This is a genomic window from Bacillus sp. FDAARGOS_235, assembly GCF_002073415.2.
Classification (GTDB): domain Bacteria; phylum Bacillota; class Bacilli; order Bacillales; family Bacillaceae_G; genus Bacillus_A; species Bacillus_A toyonensis.
In genome coordinates this window covers 2,122,584-2,140,871 of record NZ_CP020437.2, presented here as the reverse complement: position 1 = coordinate 2,140,871, position 18,288 = coordinate 2,122,584, and the positions used below count along the sequence as shown (strand labels likewise).

At 35.9% G+C, this 18,288-nt stretch carries 19 protein-coding genes; 14 read left to right on the top strand and 5 right to left on the bottom strand.

Annotated elements, in window-relative coordinates:
- Positions 1–212: 212 nt before the first annotated feature.
- A complete protein-coding gene (locus A6J74_RS12915; RefSeq protein ID WP_002093832.1) occupies positions 213–773 on the top strand; it encodes a nitroreductase family protein in 561 nt (186 codons plus the stop codon).
- 114 nt (positions 774–887) lie between these two features.
- Positions 888–2,306, top strand: a complete 1,419-nt coding sequence (gene spoVR, locus A6J74_RS12910; protein ID WP_001202691.1) for a stage V sporulation protein SpoVR — start codon at positions 888–890, stop codon at positions 2,304–2,306.
- 55 nt (positions 2,307–2,361) lie between these two features.
- Here the strand turns inward: spoVR and A6J74_RS12905 are convergent, their stop codons facing one another.
- A complete protein-coding gene (locus A6J74_RS12905; protein WP_001016383.1) occupies positions 2,362–2,835 on the bottom strand; it encodes a MarR family winged helix-turn-helix transcriptional regulator in 474 nt (157 codons plus the stop codon).
- A gap of 145 nt (positions 2,836–2,980) precedes the next feature.
- Here A6J74_RS12905 and A6J74_RS12900 point away from each other — a divergent pair, with 145 nt between their 5' ends.
- The 10 genes from A6J74_RS12900 to A6J74_RS12855 all read left to right on the top strand — a co-directional run bounded on the left by A6J74_RS12900 (position 2,981) and on the right by A6J74_RS12855 (position 10,145).
- The gene (locus A6J74_RS12900) at positions 2,981–3,565 is read left to right on the top strand and encodes a DUF3238 domain-containing protein (RefSeq protein WP_000182096.1); all 585 of its coding nucleotides are present in this window, start codon (positions 2,981–2,983) and stop codon (positions 3,563–3,565) included.
- Between the two features lie 281 nt (positions 3,566–3,846).
- Positions 3,847–5,511, top strand: coding sequence for a CoA-disulfide reductase (cdr, locus tag A6J74_RS12895; protein WP_000087575.1), 1,665 nt, complete (start codon positions 3,847–3,849; stop codon positions 5,509–5,511).
- A gap of 240 nt (positions 5,512–5,751) precedes the next feature.
- The gene (locus A6J74_RS12890) at positions 5,752–6,015 is read left to right on the top strand and encodes a metal-sensitive transcriptional regulator (RefSeq protein ID WP_000456206.1); all 264 of its coding nucleotides are present in this window, start codon (positions 5,752–5,754) and stop codon (positions 6,013–6,015) included.
- 73 nt (positions 6,016–6,088) lie between these two features.
- A complete protein-coding gene (locus A6J74_RS12885; RefSeq protein ID WP_015000162.1) occupies positions 6,089–6,664 on the top strand; it encodes a sulfurtransferase TusA family protein in 576 nt (191 codons plus the stop codon).
- A 39-nt stretch (positions 6,665–6,703) separates the two neighbouring features.
- A complete protein-coding gene (locus tag A6J74_RS12880) occupies positions 6,704–7,834 on the top strand; it encodes an MBL fold metallo-hydrolase (protein WP_001101335.1) in 1,131 nt (376 codons plus the stop codon).
- A gap of 19 nt (positions 7,835–7,853) precedes the next feature.
- Complete coding sequence (locus A6J74_RS12875; protein ID WP_002038023.1) at positions 7,854–8,084, top strand: sulfurtransferase TusA family protein; 231 nt, start codon at positions 7,854–7,856, stop codon at positions 8,082–8,084.
- Between the two features lie 37 nt (positions 8,085–8,121).
- Positions 8,122–8,481 (top strand): rhodanese-like domain-containing protein, encoded by a 360-nt coding sequence (locus A6J74_RS12870; protein WP_001092539.1) that lies wholly within the window; start codon positions 8,122–8,124, stop codon positions 8,479–8,481.
- A gap of 16 nt (positions 8,482–8,497) precedes the next feature.
- Positions 8,498–8,794 carry a rhodanese-like domain-containing protein gene (locus A6J74_RS12865; RefSeq protein WP_000659152.1) on the top strand — a complete coding sequence of 99 codons (297 nt, stop codon included), beginning with the start codon at positions 8,498–8,500 and terminating at the stop codon, positions 8,792–8,794.
- 73 nt (positions 8,795–8,867) lie between these two features.
- Positions 8,868–9,347, top strand: coding sequence for a DsrE/DsrF/DrsH-like family protein (locus A6J74_RS12860; RefSeq protein WP_000437728.1), 480 nt, complete (start codon positions 8,868–8,870; stop codon positions 9,345–9,347).
- A 33-nt stretch (positions 9,348–9,380) separates the two neighbouring features.
- The gene (locus tag A6J74_RS12855; RefSeq protein WP_000060711.1) at positions 9,381–10,145 is read left to right on the top strand and encodes a sulfite exporter TauE/SafE family protein; all 765 of its coding nucleotides are present in this window, start codon (positions 9,381–9,383) and stop codon (positions 10,143–10,145) included.
- 82 nt (positions 10,146–10,227) lie between these two features.
- Here the strand turns inward: A6J74_RS12855 and A6J74_RS12850 are convergent, their stop codons facing one another.
- Together A6J74_RS12850 and A6J74_RS12845 are read right to left on the bottom strand one after the other, a co-directional pair.
- Positions 10,228–10,668 carry a hypothetical protein gene (locus A6J74_RS12850; RefSeq protein ID WP_000642366.1) on the bottom strand — a complete coding sequence of 147 codons (441 nt, stop codon included), beginning with the start codon at positions 10,666–10,668 and terminating at the stop codon, positions 10,228–10,230.
- A gap of 142 nt (positions 10,669–10,810) precedes the next feature.
- Positions 10,811–12,154, bottom strand: a complete 1,344-nt coding sequence (locus A6J74_RS12845; RefSeq protein WP_002109586.1) for an LCP family protein — start codon at positions 12,152–12,154, stop codon at positions 10,811–10,813.
- Positions 12,155–12,402: 248 nt separating this feature from the next.
- Between A6J74_RS12845 and A6J74_RS12840 the strand changes: the two genes are divergently transcribed.
- Positions 12,403–13,467: a YhdH/YhfP family quinone oxidoreductase gene (locus A6J74_RS12840; RefSeq protein ID WP_303745858.1), complete on the top strand. Its 1,065-nt coding sequence runs from the start codon at positions 12,403–12,405 to the stop codon at positions 13,465–13,467.
- Between the two features lie 33 nt (positions 13,468–13,500).
- On the opposite strand, the gene A6J74_RS12835 is transcribed toward A6J74_RS12840, so the two are convergent.
- The gene (locus A6J74_RS12835; RefSeq protein ID WP_000456283.1) at positions 13,501–15,156 is read right to left on the bottom strand and encodes a Na/Pi cotransporter family protein; all 1,656 of its coding nucleotides are present in this window, start codon (positions 15,154–15,156) and stop codon (positions 13,501–13,503) included.
- A 362-nt stretch (positions 15,157–15,518) separates the two neighbouring features.
- Positions 15,519–16,721: an MFS transporter gene (locus tag A6J74_RS12830; protein ID WP_000503251.1), complete on the bottom strand. Its 1,203-nt coding sequence runs from the start codon at positions 16,719–16,721 to the stop codon at positions 15,519–15,521.
- 472 nt (positions 16,722–17,193) lie between these two features.
- Here A6J74_RS12830 and A6J74_RS12820 point away from each other — a divergent pair, with 472 nt between their 5' ends.
- Positions 17,194–18,282, top strand: a complete 1,089-nt coding sequence (locus A6J74_RS12820) for a DUF871 domain-containing protein (RefSeq protein ID WP_001253375.1) — start codon at positions 17,194–17,196, stop codon at positions 18,280–18,282.
- The last annotated feature ends 6 nt before the right edge of the window (positions 18,283–18,288 follow it).

Here is an 18,288-nt window from a genome sequence, read left to right as displayed (position 1 = left end):
ATGTGGAAAACTTTACACATATCATTTCCATAAAATGTGAAAAACTTGTGAACAAGCTAAGTTTTTTTATTCACAGTAGAAAAAGAAGTTTTTTATATGTTTTCCAACATAAAACATTGATTAATAGTGAAAAACTAGGTTATAATCGAAATTGAAAATCAATATCAATAACAAACTTATACATATAGATGAAAAATAAGGGAGAGAAAAATATGACTACATATACTTCCATCGCAAATGTTATTAAAGAAAGACGATCTGTTCGTACATTTACAGATAAAGCAGTAGACAAAGAATTATTAATTGAACTATTAAACGATGCAACGTGGGCACCAAATCATAAACACCGAGAGCCATGGAATTGTAAATTATACATTGGGGACGGCCGTAAGAAATTAGTAGATGCGGTATTAAACTCTTTCACAGAAGAAGAAAGAGCGAAACGCGGTAAAATTTTATCTGATCGTTTCTTAAGCACACCTGCACAAATCGTTGTATATATGAATGAAGATCCGCGTCAAATTCAGCGTGACGAAGATTACGCTGCAACATGCGCATTTATGCAAAACTTCCAATTGCTTGCTTGGGAACGCGGCTTAGGCTGTGTTTGGAAATCAGGTGGATTAAACTATAATCCATTATTTATAGAAGGAATCGGTTTAACAAGAGGCCAACGTATCGTTGGAATTCTTCATATTGGTTATTTCGAAAAAGCGCCAGAAGGAAAAGCTCGTACACCGATTACGGAGAAGATGGAGATTATTGAAGATTAATAGATGAGACATTCTCGTTTTTACGAGGGTGTCTTTTTATTATGCAATCAATCCTCATGAAAGCTTGTTCTCCATCATACACTTTCTTAAGGGAAAGTGTAAGGAGGGAAAATAATGAGAGCAAGTGACGATAAAGCACTGCAATATGCGATTGCGGAAATTACGGAAATTGCGACTGGATTTGGGCTTGATTTTTATCCGATGCGTTATGAAATATGTCCAGCGGAAATTATTTATACATTTGGTGCATATGGGATGCCGACAAGGTTTTCACATTGGAGTTTTGGAAAACAATTTTTCAGAATGAAATTACAATACGATTTAGGACTTAGTAAAATATACGAACTCGTTATTAACTCTGATCCATGTTACGCATTTTTATTGGATACGAACTCTTTAATCCAAAACAAATTAATTGTAGCACACGTTTTAGCACACTGTGACTTCTTCAAAAATAATATTCGTTTTTCAAATACGAAGCGGGATATGGTAGAGAGTATGGCCGCAACAGCGGACCGTGTGAAAGCGTATGAGCATAAGTACGGAAAGGCAGAGGTAGAAACATTTTTAGATGCCGTACTTGCCATTCAAGAGCATATTGATCCGTCGCTTATGCGTCCGAAACTTGCATGGGGTATTGATGATTTAGAAGAGGAAGAAGTGGAAAAGAAAAAAGCATCACAATACGATGATTTATGGAATTTAGATGATCGAAATAAAAAGAGGGAACGATCGAATATACGCAAAAAGAAGAAGATTCCACCGCAACCAGAGAAAGATTTACTACTCTTTATTGAAGAATATAGCCGTGAGCTTGAAGATTGGCAGCGAGACATATTAACGATGATGCGTGAGGAAATGTTATATTTCTGGCCACAGCTTGAAACAAAGATCATGAACGAAGGCTGGGCTTCCTACTGGCATCAACGTATACTGCGTGAAATGGACTTAACATCTGATGAAGCAATCGAATTCGCAAAATTAAATGCAGGTGTCGTTCAGCCATCAAAAACAAGCATTAACCCATACTACCTCGGTATTAAAATGTTTGAAGATATTGAAGAACGCTACAACAACCCGACAGAAGAAATGAAAAGGCGTGGTGTGAAGCCTGGTTCTGGTCGAGAGAAAATGTTTGAAGTACGCGAAATTGAATGGGACGTATCATTCCTAAGAAACTACTTAAATAAAGAACTCGTAATGAGAGAAGATATGTACTTATTCCAGCGCCAAGGAAAAGAATATAAAGTAATTGATAAAGAATGGGAACATGTACGTGATCAGCTCGTAAATATGCGGACAAATGGTGGATTCCCGTACTTAGTAGTAGAAGATGGAGACTACTTAAAGAACGGAGAATTATACATTAAACATAGTTACGAAGGAATCGAGCTCGATTTAAAATACTTAGAAAAAGTATTGCCATATCTTCATCAGTTGTGGGGAAGAACGGTGCATATGGAGTCCATTGTGGAGAGTAAGGGCGTTGTGTTTTCTTATGATGGGAAGATGGTGCATCGGAAGTATGTGTGATGGAAAGAACGGACATAGCATGCTATGTCCGTTCTTTTTTATATAGAGTTTTTATTTACCAAACAGGTCGTATGTTGGATGATAATTTTCCTGCATCTTTTGTAGTAACGAATGTTGTCAAATCTTCTTTTAGCAATTGCATTCGATCCGCACCGATATTTTCAATCCATCGCTGTTCTATTTCAGCTACTATTTCTTCTTTTGCTTTCATTACTGACAAACCACGTTCGGTTAAAACGATGATTTTACCTCTTTTATCAGTAGGGTGCGTTTTGCGCGTGACATAACCACTGTTTTCAAGAGAATCCACCATTTTACTTACAGCTTGTTTGGAAACCCCTAAATATTCAGCTAGTTCAATACCTGTTGCTCCACTAGGAAGGATGCGTTTGAACATAAAACCGTGTGCGGGCCTAATATCTTCAAATCCCAATTTACTTAACCTGTCATGTAGTTCAGTAATTAATGTACTGAACGATAATGATAAAAGTGATGTCAGATCTAATTCGTTAAATTTTTGATGATTCATGTATATAACCTCCTCACTTATAGTCAATTAAATTGACTATAAGTGCAATTCATTGTACTATACACAATGCAGTCAATCAAGTTGACTAAATTATAGTGATAAAACAAATTATGATGTATTTAAATAGAATTAATGGAGGTTTCATATGACTAATATCGTAAAAATTAGAGCGAGTGTATTTATTCCAATGCCTTGGACGGAAGCTAAGAAGGATATGGAAACAGGAAAAGTAATCCAATTTGAAGGTGATTCACGTGAATTTACACCACATGCGGTAAATACTATGCGCTCTAGAGTGGAGCAAGAGGTTGTAGTGGATTTTTATAAAGAAGAAGTGTTTTCATATGCAAATACGGGTATTACGACAGAGAAGGTTACTAATCCAGACGGTTCTGTGAATAAAAGAACAGGAAAAGCGAGTACTGAAAATATTGTGTGTACTCATATTGTATGGAGTTCTAACGGTGTGCAATTCAAAATGAGTGCAAGTGCTAGTAATCCGCTAAATATGTATGCCCCTCCTGTGGACTATGTATTAACTGTATGTGTGAAAAGGGATGGTAGTATCGATATTCAAGGAGAACATGATGGATTCCCTTGTTTTGAATTTTATAAGCAAGTAGATTTCGGTTCATTTGAGAAAATTTATACACATGATTTTAGAGAAACTGGTGATACAGCTGCAGCGTTAGGTGGCGATATGGATTATAATTTTGCAAAGAGATTATAAGAATTATAACAATGGAACGATAGGTTATTTCATTCGTAAATGAAATTCAGCCGCCAAAAATAAGTCAGAACTCATACTATGCTGCCTTTAGGCATTGACTTAATCATATAGAAAGGAACTTGGAGATATCTAGGTTCTTTTTTATTTGTTTCAAATTTGTGAAAGAAAGATATATGTATTGAAATTAAATTTTTTATATTTTATCATATACCCATACAGGTATAGGTTTTATGTGTGATGGATGAGGAAATTGAATAATAAATAATATGGAGGTTTGAAATATGTCTAGAAAAATTGTAGTAGTAGGCGGAGTTGCGGGCGGGGCATCAGTAGCTGCAAGGCTTCGTCGTTTAAGTGAAGAAGATGAAATTATTATGGTGGAGCGCGGTGAATATATTTCATTTGCAAATTGTGGATTACCGTACTATATTGGCGGTGTCATTACAGAAAGACAAAAATTATTAGTACAAACTGTTGAAAAGATGTCAAAGCGTTTTAATTTAGATATACGTGTATTGAGTGAAGTGGTAAAGATTAATAAAGAAGAGAAAACAATTACTATAAAGAATGTAACTACAAATGAAACATATAACGAGGAATATGATGTGTTAATCCTTTCACCAGGGGCGAAACCAATTGTTCCACCTATTCCGGGTATTGAAGAAGCGAAGGCGCTGTTTACGTTACGAAATGTACCTGATACAGATCGTATAAAAGCGTATATTGATGAGAAGAAACCGCGTCATGCGACGGTTATTGGTGGCGGATTTATTGGTGTTGAAATGGTTGAAAACTTAAGAGAACGAGGGATTGATGTTACTCTTGTAGAGATGGCAAATCAAGTGATGCCACCGATCGATTATGAAATGGCAGCATATGTACATGAGCTTATGAAAAATCACAATGTTGAGCTTGTTTTTGAAGATGGTGTAGATGCTTTAGAAGAGGGCGGGACTGTTGTACGTTTAAAAAGTGGTTCAATCATAAAGACAGATATGATTATTTTAGCAATTGGTGTGCAACCAGAGAGTAGTTTAGCAAAGGATGCAGAATTAGAACTAGGAGTTAGAGGAACGATAAAGGTAAATGAGAAATTCCAAACATCGGACCGCCATATATATGCAATTGGTGATGCAATTGAAGTGAAAGATTTTGTTACAGAAACAGAAACGATGATTCCTTTAGCGTGGCCAGCTAATCGTCAAGGTCGCATGTTAGCAGATATTATTCATGGTCATACGGATTCTTTATATAAAGGTACGATGGGAACTTCTGTAGCTAAAGTTTTTGATTTAACAGTTGCTTCGACTGGAGTAAATGAGAAAATATTAAAACGATTAAATATACCCTATGAGGTAGTACATGTACAGGCAAATTCTCATGCAGGGTACTATCCGAATGCTACGCCAGTGCTAATAAAATTAATCTTTAATGAAGAAAGCGGAAAAATTTATGGGGCACAGGCTTTAGGGCGTGATGGAGTGGATAAGCGTATAGATGTTATTGCAACGGCAATGAAGGCAAATTTAACTGTAATCGATTTACCAGATTTAGAATTATCATATGCTCCGCCCTATTCTTCTGCAAAAGACCCAGTAAACATGGTGGGGTATGCGGCAAGTAATATAGTAGATGGTTTTGTAGAAACGATTCAATGGTATGAAATAGATCGTATTGTTGAAAATGGTGGATATCTCATTGATGTTCGAGAGCCAAATGAACTAAAACAGGGAATGATTAAAGGCTCTATTAATATTCCGTTAGATGAATTACGAGATCGTTTGGACGAAGTTCCGGTAGATAAAGATATATATATTACTTGTCAACTTGGTATGAGAGGGTATGTTGCAGCGCGCATGTTAATGGAAAAAGGATATAAGGTAAAGAATGTAGATGGTGGCTTTAAATTATACGGGACAGTATTACCAGACCGTATTGTATATTGAAATTTATCTTAATAGTTACAGGCAGTGAGTCTCCCATTTTAAAAATTGGTGGGAGATTGCTGCTCGTGAAATTCAGTTTTGTATAGGCTACAAAAAATAAGGATAGAAGTCTCACTTTATGTCTTTTTTCACATGTAGGTTAAAAATTTTAAATTAAGGGGTTTACAAGATACCCTATAGGGTATAATATATTGTTATAAGATATAAGTAGTAACATAATGGTAATGAGGTGATTATAGAATGGAATACAATCAAGATATGAAAAATAGATTAAAACGTATTGAAGGCCAAGTGCGCGGTGTGCTTCGTATGATGGAAGAAGGAAAAGATTGCCGAGAGGTTATTACACAGTTAACGGCATCTCGTTCTGCATTAGATCGTACAATTGGATTAGTTGTTGGAACAAATTTAGAGCAATGTTTGCGTGAACAGTTTGAAAGTGGCAATGGTTCAAATGAAGAGTTAATTAAAGAAGCCGTTCAATTACTTGTAAAAAGCCGATAATCTGTCAAACATAAGTGTTGACAGATTTTCAAAAACGTTTTAATATACCCCTACAGGTATAAGTATGTGAAATATGGAGGAATCGATAATGAGTATAAAAGTGGATATGAGTTTAGATTGTAAAGGTTTGGCTTGTCCGATGCCTATTGTAAAGACGAAGAAGGCGATGGAAGGATTGGCATCAGGGCAAGTGATTGAAATTGAGGCAACAGATAAAGGATCTACGGTAGATATACAAAGTTGGGCGAATAAAATAGGGCATCAATATATCGGGACGAAACACGAGGGTGCTATATTGATGCATTATGTGAGGAAAGCGCATGAACATGAAGTGAATGAAGTTGTGAAATATCCTCATACAATTACGAATGCGGAATTACAGGATATATTATCTCACGGAGAAGAGTGCATTGTATTAGATGTTCGCGAAGCAGCAGAATTTGCTTTTGGTCATATTCCATCTGCTATTTCGGTGCCACTAGGTGAACTAGACAGTACATCGTTAGATCAGACGAAGCAAATTTATGTTGTTTGCCGAACTGGTAACCGCAGTGATGTAGCTTGCCAAATGTTGAAAGAGAAAGGTTTTTCAAATGTGAAAAATGTCATTCCTGGTATGTTAGGGTGGCAAGGGAATATAGAGAAGTAAATTTTTTTTGAACGAAAATATACCTATGGGGGTAATAAAATGAATGTTAAACCGTTACAAGCAAAAGATGTCGCAGAGAAAGTTTTATTCGGAGAGTTATTCATTTTAGATGTTCGTAATGAGACGGATTATGAAGATTGGAAAATTGAAGGGAAACAAGTTTCTTCTATTAATAAACCTTATTTTGACTTGTTAGATGGTGTAGACCATATTGTAGATGAATTACCGAGAGAGAAAGAGATTTTAGTCGTATGTGCAAAAGAAGGTTCTTCGCAGTTTGTCGCGGAGCAATTGTTGGATGCTGGCTTCAACGATGTTTCCTATTTAGCTGGTGGGATGAAAGCTTGGAGTGAATATGTAAAGCCGCTCAAAGTAGGAGATGTACAGGGCGGAGGGAGTATATATCAATTTAATCGTCTTGGAAAAGGCTGTTTATCTTATATGGTCGTTTCTAACGGTGAAGCAGCAGTTATTGATGCAGTAAGAACGATTGAATCATATGAGGAGTTTGCGGAAGAGCATGGAGTTACTATTACGAATGTAATGGATACACATTTACATGCAGACCATATTTCTGGCGGTCGTAAGTTAGCTGAAAAAGTAGGTGGTACGTATTGGTTACCTCCAAAAGATGCGGAGGAAGTCGTTTTCTTATACGAACCACTTGTAGAAGGATCTGTTATTACGGTAGGGGGTACCAAAATCGAAATTGATGCGCTATACTCACCAGGGCATACGATTGGGAGTACATCATTTATTGTAGATAATTCCTATTTATTATCGGGCGATATTTTATTTGTAGATTCAATCGGGCGTCCAGATCTTGCTGGTAAGGCTGAAGATTGGGTGAGCGATTTACGAAATACATTATATAAGCGCTATAAGGAATTATCTCAAGAGTTAATTGTTTTACCAGCTCATTATTCAAAAATAAGTGAAATGGATGAAAATGGGGTTGTGAGTGCTAATTTAAAACAATTGTTTGAAGTGAATGCAGGGTTAAATATGAAAGATGAGAATGAATTTCGCAAAATTGTAACGGAGAATCTACCACCTCAGCCGAATGCTTATCAAGAAATTCGTCAAACGAATATGGGGGAAATTCATCCGAGTGTGGAAGAAGAACGTGAAATGGAGATTGGTCCAAACCGCTGTGCAGTTCATAATTAATAACAAATTGGAGGAATAGATGATGAATATAAAACAAGTTTTAGATGCGAAAGATTTAGCATGTCCAATGCCAATTGTAAGAACGAAAAGAGCGATGGATACTTTACAATCGGGCGAAGTGTTAGAAGTACATGTAACGGATAAAGGGTCAATTAAGGATATTCCAGCGTGGGCAAACAAAACTGGTCATGACATCGTAAAGCATGCAGAAGAAAGCGATGTACTAAAGTTTTGGATTAAGAAGGCGTAGTAAAGAAATAATTTTATAAATGTAGAGGGGGAGTTATATGAACACAATAGTAAGTACGCTTTTCGTTGTATTGGCTGCATGGTTTGTTATTTTACGGTTCTTACCGGTGAAAGGTGTTCAAAATATAAATGGAAAAGAATTAAAAAGTATAGTGGGAAAACAGGGGAAGTACTTTATCGATGTTCGTACAGTAGGCGAATATAGAGGGAACCATATGAAGGGCTTTCAGAATATCCCGCTAAATGAGTTAGTTAGTAAGGCAAATCAATTAAATAAGAATAAGGAAGTAATCGTTATTTGTCAGAGTGGGATGAGAAGTAAGCAAGCAGCAAAAGTATTAAAGAAATTAGGATTTCAGCGCATTATAAATGTTTCAGGTGGTATGAACGCTTTGTAAGGAAAGGAATATTAAGATGAAAGAAATTACAGCGAGAGAAGTAGAGGAAAGATTGTTACGAAATGAAGAGATACATGTAATTGATGTTCGTGAAGTGGAAGAAGTGAGGGAAGGGAAAATTCCAGGCGTGCTTCATATTAGGTTAGGCTTACTAGAGTTTCGAATGCATGAGCTTGATAAAAATAATGAATACATTATCGTTTGTCGCTCGGGAGGAAGAAGTGCAAGAGCAGTTCAATTTTTAGAAGGTTACGGTTTTCAAGTGATCAATATGGTAGGTGGTATGTTAGCTTGGGAAGGTAAAGTCATATAGCATAGAGATAAAAGATTTGAGCCTTTTTATAAACAATTAAATACCCCTATAGGTAATTTAGAGGAGGAACAAAATGGAACAACAGAAGAAAACGACAATCGTGTTATTTAGCGGAGATTATGATAAAGCGATGGCTGCCTATATTATTGCAAATGGTGCAGCGGCTTATGATCAAGAAGTGACTATATTTCATACTTTTTGGGGGTTGAATGCTCTTAGAAAAGATGAGCATGTGAAAGTAAAGAAGACTTTTATAGAGAAAGTATTTGGGAAGATGATGCCGCGCGGTGCCGATAAGATGGGATTATCCAAAATGAATTTTGCTGGCATGGGGCCGAAGATGATTAAAGGCATTATGAAAAAACATAACGCAATGCCTTTGCCGGATTTAATTGATTTGGCGAAAGAACAAGGAATTAAACTTGTAGCTTGTCAAATGACAGTAGATTTATTAGGGTTAAAAGAGGAAGAGATTATGGAAGGGGTAGAGTTTGCTGGGGTAGGAGCATATTTAGCAGATGCTTCGGATGGGAATGTAAACTTATTCATTTAAATCACCTTCTTTTAAGAAGGCGGGGGATGTAAGGTGAGCTTAGTCGTATTACTTTTTATAATTGGGTTTATAGGATCGTTTATATCAGGAATGGTTGGGATTGGCGGCGCGATTATTAATTATCCGATGATCTTTTACATTCCAGTATTGCTAGGGTTTACTGGTTATACTGCACATGAGGTGAGCGGTATTACAGCGGTACAAGTATTCTTTGCAACTTTTGCAGGTGCGTGGGCATACCGAAAAAGTAATGACATGAATAAAACGTTAGTTATGTATATGGGAGCTAGTATATTAATAGGAAGCTTCATAGGGAGTTTCGGTGCTAACATATTAGAGGAACATACAGTGAATGTTGTTTATGCAGCATTAGCTACAATTGCAGCTATTATGATGTTTGTACCGAAACAAAATAATAGTGGAGACGTGAAGTATAACAAATGGTTAGCGAGCTTGTTAGCGTTCGTTGTAGGGGGAGCTTCAGGCATTATAGGAGCTGGAGGTTCGTTCCTTTTAGTTCCCATTATGCTAGTTATTTTAAAATTACCACTGCGCATGACGATCGCAACATCTATCGCTATTACGTTTATTTCCTCAATAGGGATTACTACAGGAAAAGTGATTACTGGGCAAGTAGTTATCATTCCAGCTCTAATTATTGCGGTTGCAAGTATATTTGCTGCGCCACTTGGAGCACGAGTCGGGAAGAGGCTAAATCAAAAAGTACTGCAATATGTATTGTCCACTTTAATTGTAGGAACTGCTGTTAAAATGTGGGTTGATATGATATCGAAGTAAAAGGATGGTGCTGCTTGCAGCCCATCCTTTTGTTTATCCCGCTAATTGTGGGTAGTAAAACGTCACTGATTATAGTTTTACTTTATGCCCAAATAACTTTCATTAAGTTTTTATATTCGTCGTTCGCTAATTTATACAGCATTCTCGTATGCTCAAAAACAAGTGCCGGATTAAAGTTTGGTTCTGAGAATGCAAGAGATGTCGAAATATCAATTGCATTTTGCTTATTTAGTGTGAATTTTGCAAATCGGTAAGATGTGTTTAATTCATTGATGACATGTAAAATGTCATTTGTTGATGTTTCGTCAGGTACGTGAGCAACATTGAAGCAGTATATATCCACAGTCGGATTTTCATTTTCGAAAGCAGCGATAAGTTGAATTTTTGCGCCAGCTTCTGTTTCTAATCCTACTGAAAAATGCACCGAACCATCATTTTTATCTATATTTTCTTCCATGTATATATCGTTGGATTTTAAGTAGTCTTTAAAATCTGAAATGTTATGTTTTACTGCAGCTTTCATATGTATGAGCCCCCTGATAATTGGAATAGATTACTATTATTTATTATAATTTAAAAATATTAAAAAAGATAGTTGGAAAGTTCTGATTTTTTATGTTTGAAAAAAGAAGCCGCACTCTACCTCCATAGAGTACGGTTTCTTTTTATTCATTGTTATTAGATGATGTTTTTATATCTTCATTGTTATTATCATTATGGTTGTTGTTACTTGACTCACGTTTGTTTGTATTTTCAGAGTCAGTGTCTTTTATTCTCTCAGAGTTAGTGTCTTTTGTTCTCTCAGAGTTAGTGTCTTTTGTTTTCTCAGAGTCAGTGTCTTTTGTTCTCTCAGAGTTAGTGTCTTTTGTTCTCTCAGAGTCAGTGTCTTTTGTTCTCTCAGAGTTAGTGTCTTTCGTTTTCTCTGAATCTGTTTTTTTCGAATCAAAGTCAGTTTTTGTATAGGCAGGTAGTCCAAGGTGAGTACGAAGTTCGTTCGTAACATTTGCTAGTGCTTTTTTATCTGGATTGTAGTAATATGTTCGACCGCCACCAGCAGATTTGCTACATGTATCATCACCTTTTTCCATATAGCAGTCATCACCTTGAATTTGTAACTTTTCAACTGAAGAATCTGCGCCATATTTATAGAATGAAAGCATATCATCGAATGTTAAGTTTGTAACGAATTGTCCGTTAATATCATCAATGATGTTGCCAACTTTTGTTACAGATCCAACGTTTGTTATTTTCTTTAAAATAGCTTCAATAACGAGTTGTTGACGTTGCCCACGCATTGCATCACTATCGATGTGTCGCGTTCTAGCAAGAGCAAGAGCCTCTTCGCCATTTAACTTTTGGACACCTTTTTTCAGGTGAATTGCATCGGCATTATCATTACTATCTTGTTCTGAAAATTCAACAGGTACATCGACTTCAATGCCGCCTAAATCATCGACAATTTTTATAAATGATTTAAAGTTAAATTTTACAAAGTAATCGACAGGAACATTCATTAATTTTTCAACTGCATCGATACTTGCTTGTGGTCCACCCTTTTTACCGTTTTTAGCAGAACCGAATGCATGAGCGTGTGTAATTTTATCTTTTTTCTTTTCTACTGGAATGTAAGTATATGTGTCACGTGGAATACTTAATAGTTTAACAGTTTTGCTGTCTTTATTAAAAGTTGCAAGCAACAGCGCATCTGTTCTTATAGCTTCACCATATTCTTTTCCTCGGACATCGCTTTCATCAACACCCATTATTAAGACAGAGACATTGTTCGTAATAGGTTTTACAGCTTTATCACGTAAATCAGATTTATCACCGCGTGCTAAATCGTGTGCGGCATTTCGAACAGCAGAAGATGCTTTATTTACTAAAAACCACGTATAACCGCCTCCTACTATTAAAAAGAATAGAATGACGCTTATAATAATTTTTGTTTTTTTCTTACTTTTTTTCGGTTTATTGCGTGTATTTTCTTGCAAAGATGGGTTTTGCTCCATTTCTTGTACTCCTTCATTTGGATTGAAATACGACACTCACATCCACTTATTATAATGAAATTTGACGAAAAAAAACATTACAAATCATTTACATTTCGTAAAAATTCAATTTATTTATAAAAAGTCAGATTTTCTATATGTTATTTTTCAGATGTAGGATAAGTATATGTTTTTTTAGTAGAAATGAAAATATATATTGTGAGAAAGTGAGAGAGAAGTAAGATTTGTTGAAATATAGCCAATAAGAAATTGGTAGTACTACTTATTTCTTCTATATAATAAAGAAGAATTTTACGGATGAAGGAGAGAGCATAATGGGTCATACATCATTCCGAGCAATCGTCGTGAAAGAAAAAGAAAATAATCAATTTGAAAGAAAGCTTGTCGAGAGAGAAATCAATCTTTTACCTGAAGGAGATGTGCTAATACGAGTTCATTACTCTTCATTAAATTATAAAGATGCGCTTTCAGCTACTGGTAATAAAGGTGTAACGAGAACATATCCTCATACGCCAGGAATCGATGCTGCAGGAGAAGTTGTGAGTAGTGAAGATGGTTCCTTTAAGGTAGGGGATCAAGTTATTGTAACGGGGTATGATTTAGGTATGAATACGTCTGGTGGATTCGGAGAATATATTCGCGTGCCATCATCTTGGATTGTTTCTTTACCAGAAGGAATGTCTTTGAAGGAAAGTATGATGTATGGGACAGCTGGTTTTACAGCTGCACTATCGGTATATAAGCTCATTGGAGCAGGAATTATGCCTAATATGGGAGATGTTTTAGTAACTGGTGCTACGGGCGGTGTAGGTAGTGTAGCGGTTAGTATTTTAAGTAAGTTAGGATATAACGTAGTCGGAGCAACAGGGAAATTGGAAGAAGAAGAGATGTTACTACGTTTAGGAGCAAAGAAGGTAATTCAGCGTGTAGAGTTGAGTGATGAATCAGGAAGGCCAATGCTTAAAGGAATATACGCCGGGGTTATCGATACTGTGGGCGGAAAGATGTTAGAAACAGTATTGAAATTGGTACGATATGCCGGTTGTGTAACGACATGTGGTAATGTGGCAGGGCATGAATTACACACAACAGTATATCCGTTTATTTTGCGAGGTATTAGCCTTGTAGGAATAGATTCCGTACAATGTCCAGTAGATATGAGAAGAGAAGTGTGGGCATTGTTAGCGACAGAGTGGAAAAACTTAGAACTATTATCTTATACAGAAGAATGTACATTAGAAAAATTAGATGAGAAGTTTTCGCTCATATTGCAAGGAAAGTTAAAAGGAAGAACAGTTGTAAATATGAAATAAAAAAGAGACGCTAACTTGAGCGTCTCTTTCCTATTATAATGATTGTTTTAAATTGACTTTTCCTTGTTCACCTAAAACACCGTCAGCGATATTTACAGCGTGATCACCGATACGCTCTAAGTTACTTACCATGTCAACGAAGATGATGCTTGCATCGCCTGAACAGCTGCGTTCGTTTAGACGTATTACGTGACGTTTGCGAAGAACACGTTCCATTTGGTCGATTTTACGTTCTTTTGCAATAACAGTTTGAGCTAGTTCAGTGTCAAAGTTTGTTAAAGCATTGATTGCATCTTGTAATGTTGAAATTGTTAATTCAAGCATTTCATTTAATTCAGTTAGTGCGTCGTCTGATAGTGAAACGCGGTTTGAAATTTGGAAATCTACAAGTTCTACAAGGTTTTCTACATGATCACCGACACGTTCAATATCTCCAACAACACCAGCTAAAACAGAATGCTTCTCAGAATCTGCTGATGAAAGTGGTTTTTCTGATAGTAAAACTAAATACTCGGTAATTTTTTTATCTAAATTGTTAATAGCTCCTTCTAATTGAGTAGCCATATTAGCGTGTTTTTTGTCTTGTGTATTTAAAAACTGGTTTGCTTCTTTTAATCCATCTAATGAAAACTCCGCCATACGGATAATCTCTTTTTGAGCTTCTGTTAAAGCAATAGCTGGAGATTGTTCAATAAAGATTGGATTTAAATGTTGTGGTTTGAAGTTAATAGATGCATCTTCACCACGAATAATTTTTGTTACAATCCAGGCTAATACTGCAATGAATGGGAACTGAATGATTGTATTCGTTACGTTAAATGTTCCATGTGCAAATGCAATTGTCATTTCTGGATTCAAGTTTAATGACGTTTGGAAATATTGAATTAAATTTGTAAATGGTATCAATATAATCGTAAAGATAATGGTACCGATAATATTAAAGATAACGTGAACTAATGCTGCACGTCTTGCTGCAATTGAAGTACCGATTGCTGCTAATACTGCTGTAATTGTCGTACCGATGTTATCACCGAATAATACAGGAAGGGCAGCTTGTAAATCGATTGCACCTTGACCGAATAATTCTTGTAAAATACCGATTGTTGCGCTTGAGCTTTGTACAATTAAAGTGAAGACTGTACCGACAATAATTCCTAAAATTGGATTATCACTCATGCTAATCATTAAATCTTGGAATGCCTCTAATGAACGAAGAGGTTTCATACCTGCGCTCATTAATTCTAAACCGAAGAATAACATACCAAAACCGAATACAACTTGACCTACAGAATGTACTTTTTTATTTTTAAAGAAGAATAGTAAAATCGCTCCAACTGCCATAACTGGGAGAGCGTATTCTCCGATTTTAATCCCGATAATAAATGCAGTAACTGTCGTACCGATGTTCGCACCCATAATAACACCAATTGCTTGTCTTAATGTCATAAATCCGGCACTTACAAGTCCGACTGTTAAAGCGGTTGTTCCTGAACTTGATTGAATTAATACAGTAACTAACATACCTGCTAGTACACCCATAAGTGGGTTCGTTGTAAAACGATCTAAAATATCGCGAAGACGATCTCCAGCTGCTTGTTGCAGTCCATCGCCCATGTATTTAATCCCGAATAAGAAAATACCTAATCCACCAATGAATTGGAAGATCATTTCTTGAACATTATATTCCACGCATTCCACTCCTTAAATTTCATGTACGATGTAATTATTAACTAAACCTTGAGGCACTGTAAACGGTTTGCTAGTAAAATTTACACTAAATTTACAAAGAGGTGAAAAGTTTACAATTCTTTAAAGAAACAGCTGTATTTTAATGGTTTTCGTCTTTTGTAAATAGTGTTTTTGTAAAGAAATCACACTTTTTAGAATAGTATTATTCAATTGTATATCAAAGAAATCTTCTACAAGTTCATTGTATATTTTTTGATGATAGTTAAAAAAATATGTAGGGAAATGCATGTAGTTTTATAAAGCCAACATGGGGTTTAATATTTATTAAGTAGTCTTTTTTTGCAAGAAAAAAAGCCGCTAAATTATCCAGCAGCTTTTTCTGTATTTTTATCTCCGTGCTTTTGTTTTCTTATACTTGTAATGTAAATGAACAGAAAAGCAATAAGTAATAGGGAAGAATAACGATATACAGTCGCATAGTTTGTAAAATGTGCAATGAATCCGAAAATAATCGCTCCCGCACCAATTCCAAGGTCAAATGCTGAGAAGAATGTAGCTGTTGCGACTCCTCGTCGGTGCGGTGCTACTCGGTCGATCATCCATGCTTGTAGCGCAGGCTGAATCGCTCCGAAGCCACTTCCGTAACAGGCTGCCGCAATAACTAAGCTCGGAATTGTCGTTGTATACGACAATAAAATAATACCTGCGAACGTTATAATAACCCCTGGAATGATGACGAATGTATGGCCTTTCGCATCATATAACTTTCCGGAAAATGGACGAGTTACAGCGATTGCTAGCGCGTTACATAAAAAGAAGAGACTAATATCAGCAATGCCAACTTCGGTAGCAAATAGTGTGATAAAGCTGCCGATTCCTCCGTACATTAATGTAATACATAATATTAATAATGAAGGAAGTAAAGCTTTGCGCTCAATAAATCCATCGAGAAAAGTACCAGATGATTGTTTTGGTGGTTGTTTCGTTTTTTGGATTTGAAGTAGTTTCGTTAAAATTAATGAAACGATTGTGCATGAAAGTGCACATAAAAAAAGAACGTTGAAATTATATGCTTGCATAAGCCATAGTCCGATTAGTGGGCCGAGAGCCATTGCAATGGTTCCAGAAAGTCCGAAATATCCCATGCCTTCTCCGCGGCGAGCTGCTGGAATTAAATCAGAAACGACAGTTCCATATGTAGTCGTTGTAATACCGAAGCCAGCTCCGTGTAAAATACGAACGGCAAGCAAGAGAAAAATGGTAGAGGCGAAAAGGTAACTGCCCATAGCGAGTAAACAAATAGCAGTACCGATCATTAAAATGATTTTTTTATTAAATTTCTGTAAGGCGTTTCCAGTTAGCGGTCTAACAAAAAGTGCCGCAACGGTAAACATACCGACGACCAATCCGATATTTGAACTTGTGCCACCGATTTCTTTCACATAAACAGGTAAAGTTGGAATTAACATTTGAAACCCTAAAAACATACATAAGTTTGCAAAAATTAAAGCAACAAACTCTTTTGTCCATAACGGTTCTCGTTTTACGAGTATTGCCTCTCCCATATATTCATCCCCTATATACATTTTTTCCGCTAATTGCGGACAGTAAAATTTCCACCTCAAAATCTGGCTGGAGCAAAGAAGTTAGGTGGAAGCCCTGCTGCCCGCAAACGCCCGATTGGTGAAGGCTAATAATCGATGGGGGATGAACAAAACCCCCACTGATTAAAGTTTCACTTTATCTCTTTTCTTTTGAGTATATGTATTGGTCAATGTAGCAGTCAAGGAAGGTGTCTTGAAAGCGGATAACAATTTTTAAAATGAAAAACTGACAAATTTGTGTAAACGCTACACAACTATGAAAAAAAGATGTAAAGTATAGATGTATAGACTTGTAGTTGTTATGAATGATAGAAATTGTTTTTTCTTTAAAGAAAGCGGATTCAAAAGGTAGTGAATGAGAAGGGGATATATACTTTTTTACTACATATATTTGAAAAGGTTTACAAAACAATGAAGAAAGAGGCGTGTACATATGAGACGATTAGGTATTTCTATTTATCCAGAACATTCAACGGTAGAGAAAGATAAGGAATATGTAACATTAGCAAGTAAATACGGATTTACACGTGTGTTCACATGTTTACTATCTGTGGATAGAGAAAAAGAGAAAATTATTGAAGAATTTAAAGAAACGATCTCTCATGCGAATGCATTAGGGTTCCAAGTATTAGTTGATATTAGTCCATCTGTTTTTGAACAATTAGGTATTTCGTATAATGATTTATCATTCTTCCATGAATTAGGTGCGTACGGTATTCGTTTAGATGTTGGTTTCTCAGGATTAGAAGAATCAATTATGACTTATAATCCGTATGGTTTGAAAATTGAGATTAATATGAGCAATGGTACGAAGTATGTAGATAACATTATGAGTCATAGACCAAATCGTGAAAATTTAATTGGCTGTCATAATTTTTATCCGCACCGCTATTCGGGGTTATCATACGATCATTTCATTACATGCTCGAAACAATTTAAAGATTACGGCATGAGAACAGCTGCATTTATTTCATCATTTGATGCAACATACGGACCTTGGCCAGTAACAGAAGGTTTATGTACGTTAGAAGAGCATCGTGAATTACCGATGACAACGCAAGCGAAGCATTTATTTGCGACAGAATTAATTAATGATGTTATCATTGCAAACGCTTATGCTTCAGAAGAAGAATTACAAGCACTAGGTGCGTTAAATAAAGAGAAACAAACATTTGATATAGAACTATACGATACAACGACAAATTTAGAAAGAATTATCGTATTAGAAGAACCTCATTTTTATCGCGGGGATGTATCTGAATATATGATTCGTTCTACACAAAGTCGTGTGAAATATAAAAAAGAAGAGTTTAAACCTCATAATACGCGTGAAATTAAGCGTGGCGATCTTTTAATTGATAATGAGCAATATGGCCAGTATAAAGGTGAATTACAAATTGCATTAAAAGATATGGTGAATACAGGAAAAACAAATGTAGTTGGTCGAATTATAGAAGAAGAGATTTTCTTACTAGATTATTTACATGCTTGGGATAAATTCGGATTTACATTAAAGAAATAGAGAGAA

What these genes read in the sequence shown, in the direction of transcription:
- A6J74_RS12915 (WP_002093832.1), top strand. Translation starts at nt 213, where the DNA reads ATGACTACATATACTTCCATCGCAAATGTTATTAAAGAAAGACGATCT.
- spoVR (WP_001202691.1), top strand. Translation starts at nt 888, where the DNA reads ATGAGAGCAAGTGACGATAAAGCACTGCAATATGCGATTGCGGAAATT.
- A6J74_RS12905 (WP_001016383.1), bottom strand. Translation starts at nt 2,835, where the DNA reads ATGAATCATCAAAAATTTAACGAATTAGATCTGACATCACTTTTATCA.
- A6J74_RS12900 (WP_000182096.1), top strand. Translation starts at nt 2,981, where the DNA reads ATGACTAATATCGTAAAAATTAGAGCGAGTGTATTTATTCCAATGCCT.
- cdr (WP_000087575.1), top strand. Translation starts at nt 3,847, where the DNA reads ATGTCTAGAAAAATTGTAGTAGTAGGCGGAGTTGCGGGCGGGGCATCA.
- A6J74_RS12890 (WP_000456206.1), top strand. Translation starts at nt 5,752, where the DNA reads ATGGAATACAATCAAGATATGAAAAATAGATTAAAACGTATTGAAGGC.
- A6J74_RS12885 (WP_015000162.1), top strand. Translation starts at nt 6,089, where the DNA reads ATGGAGGAATCGATAATGAGTATAAAAGTGGATATGAGTTTAGATTGT.
- A6J74_RS12880 (WP_001101335.1), top strand. Translation starts at nt 6,704, where the DNA reads ATGAATGTTAAACCGTTACAAGCAAAAGATGTCGCAGAGAAAGTTTTA.
- A6J74_RS12875 (WP_002038023.1), top strand. Translation starts at nt 7,854, where the DNA reads ATGATGAATATAAAACAAGTTTTAGATGCGAAAGATTTAGCATGTCCA.
- A6J74_RS12870 (WP_001092539.1), top strand. Translation starts at nt 8,122, where the DNA reads ATGAACACAATAGTAAGTACGCTTTTCGTTGTATTGGCTGCATGGTTT.
- A6J74_RS12865 (WP_000659152.1), top strand. Translation starts at nt 8,498, where the DNA reads ATGAAAGAAATTACAGCGAGAGAAGTAGAGGAAAGATTGTTACGAAAT.
- A6J74_RS12860 (WP_000437728.1), top strand. Translation starts at nt 8,868, where the DNA reads ATGGAACAACAGAAGAAAACGACAATCGTGTTATTTAGCGGAGATTAT.
- A6J74_RS12850 (WP_000642366.1), bottom strand. Translation starts at nt 10,668, where the DNA reads ATGAAAGCTGCAGTAAAACATAACATTTCAGATTTTAAAGACTACTTA.
- A6J74_RS12845 (WP_002109586.1), bottom strand. Translation starts at nt 12,154, where the DNA reads ATGGAGCAAAACCCATCTTTGCAAGAAAATACACGCAATAAACCGAAA.
- A6J74_RS12830 (WP_000503251.1), bottom strand. Translation starts at nt 16,721, where the DNA reads ATGGGAGAGGCAATACTCGTAAAACGAGAACCGTTATGGACAAAAGAG.
- A6J74_RS12820 (WP_001253375.1), top strand. Translation starts at nt 17,194, where the DNA reads ATGAGACGATTAGGTATTTCTATTTATCCAGAACATTCAACGGTAGAG.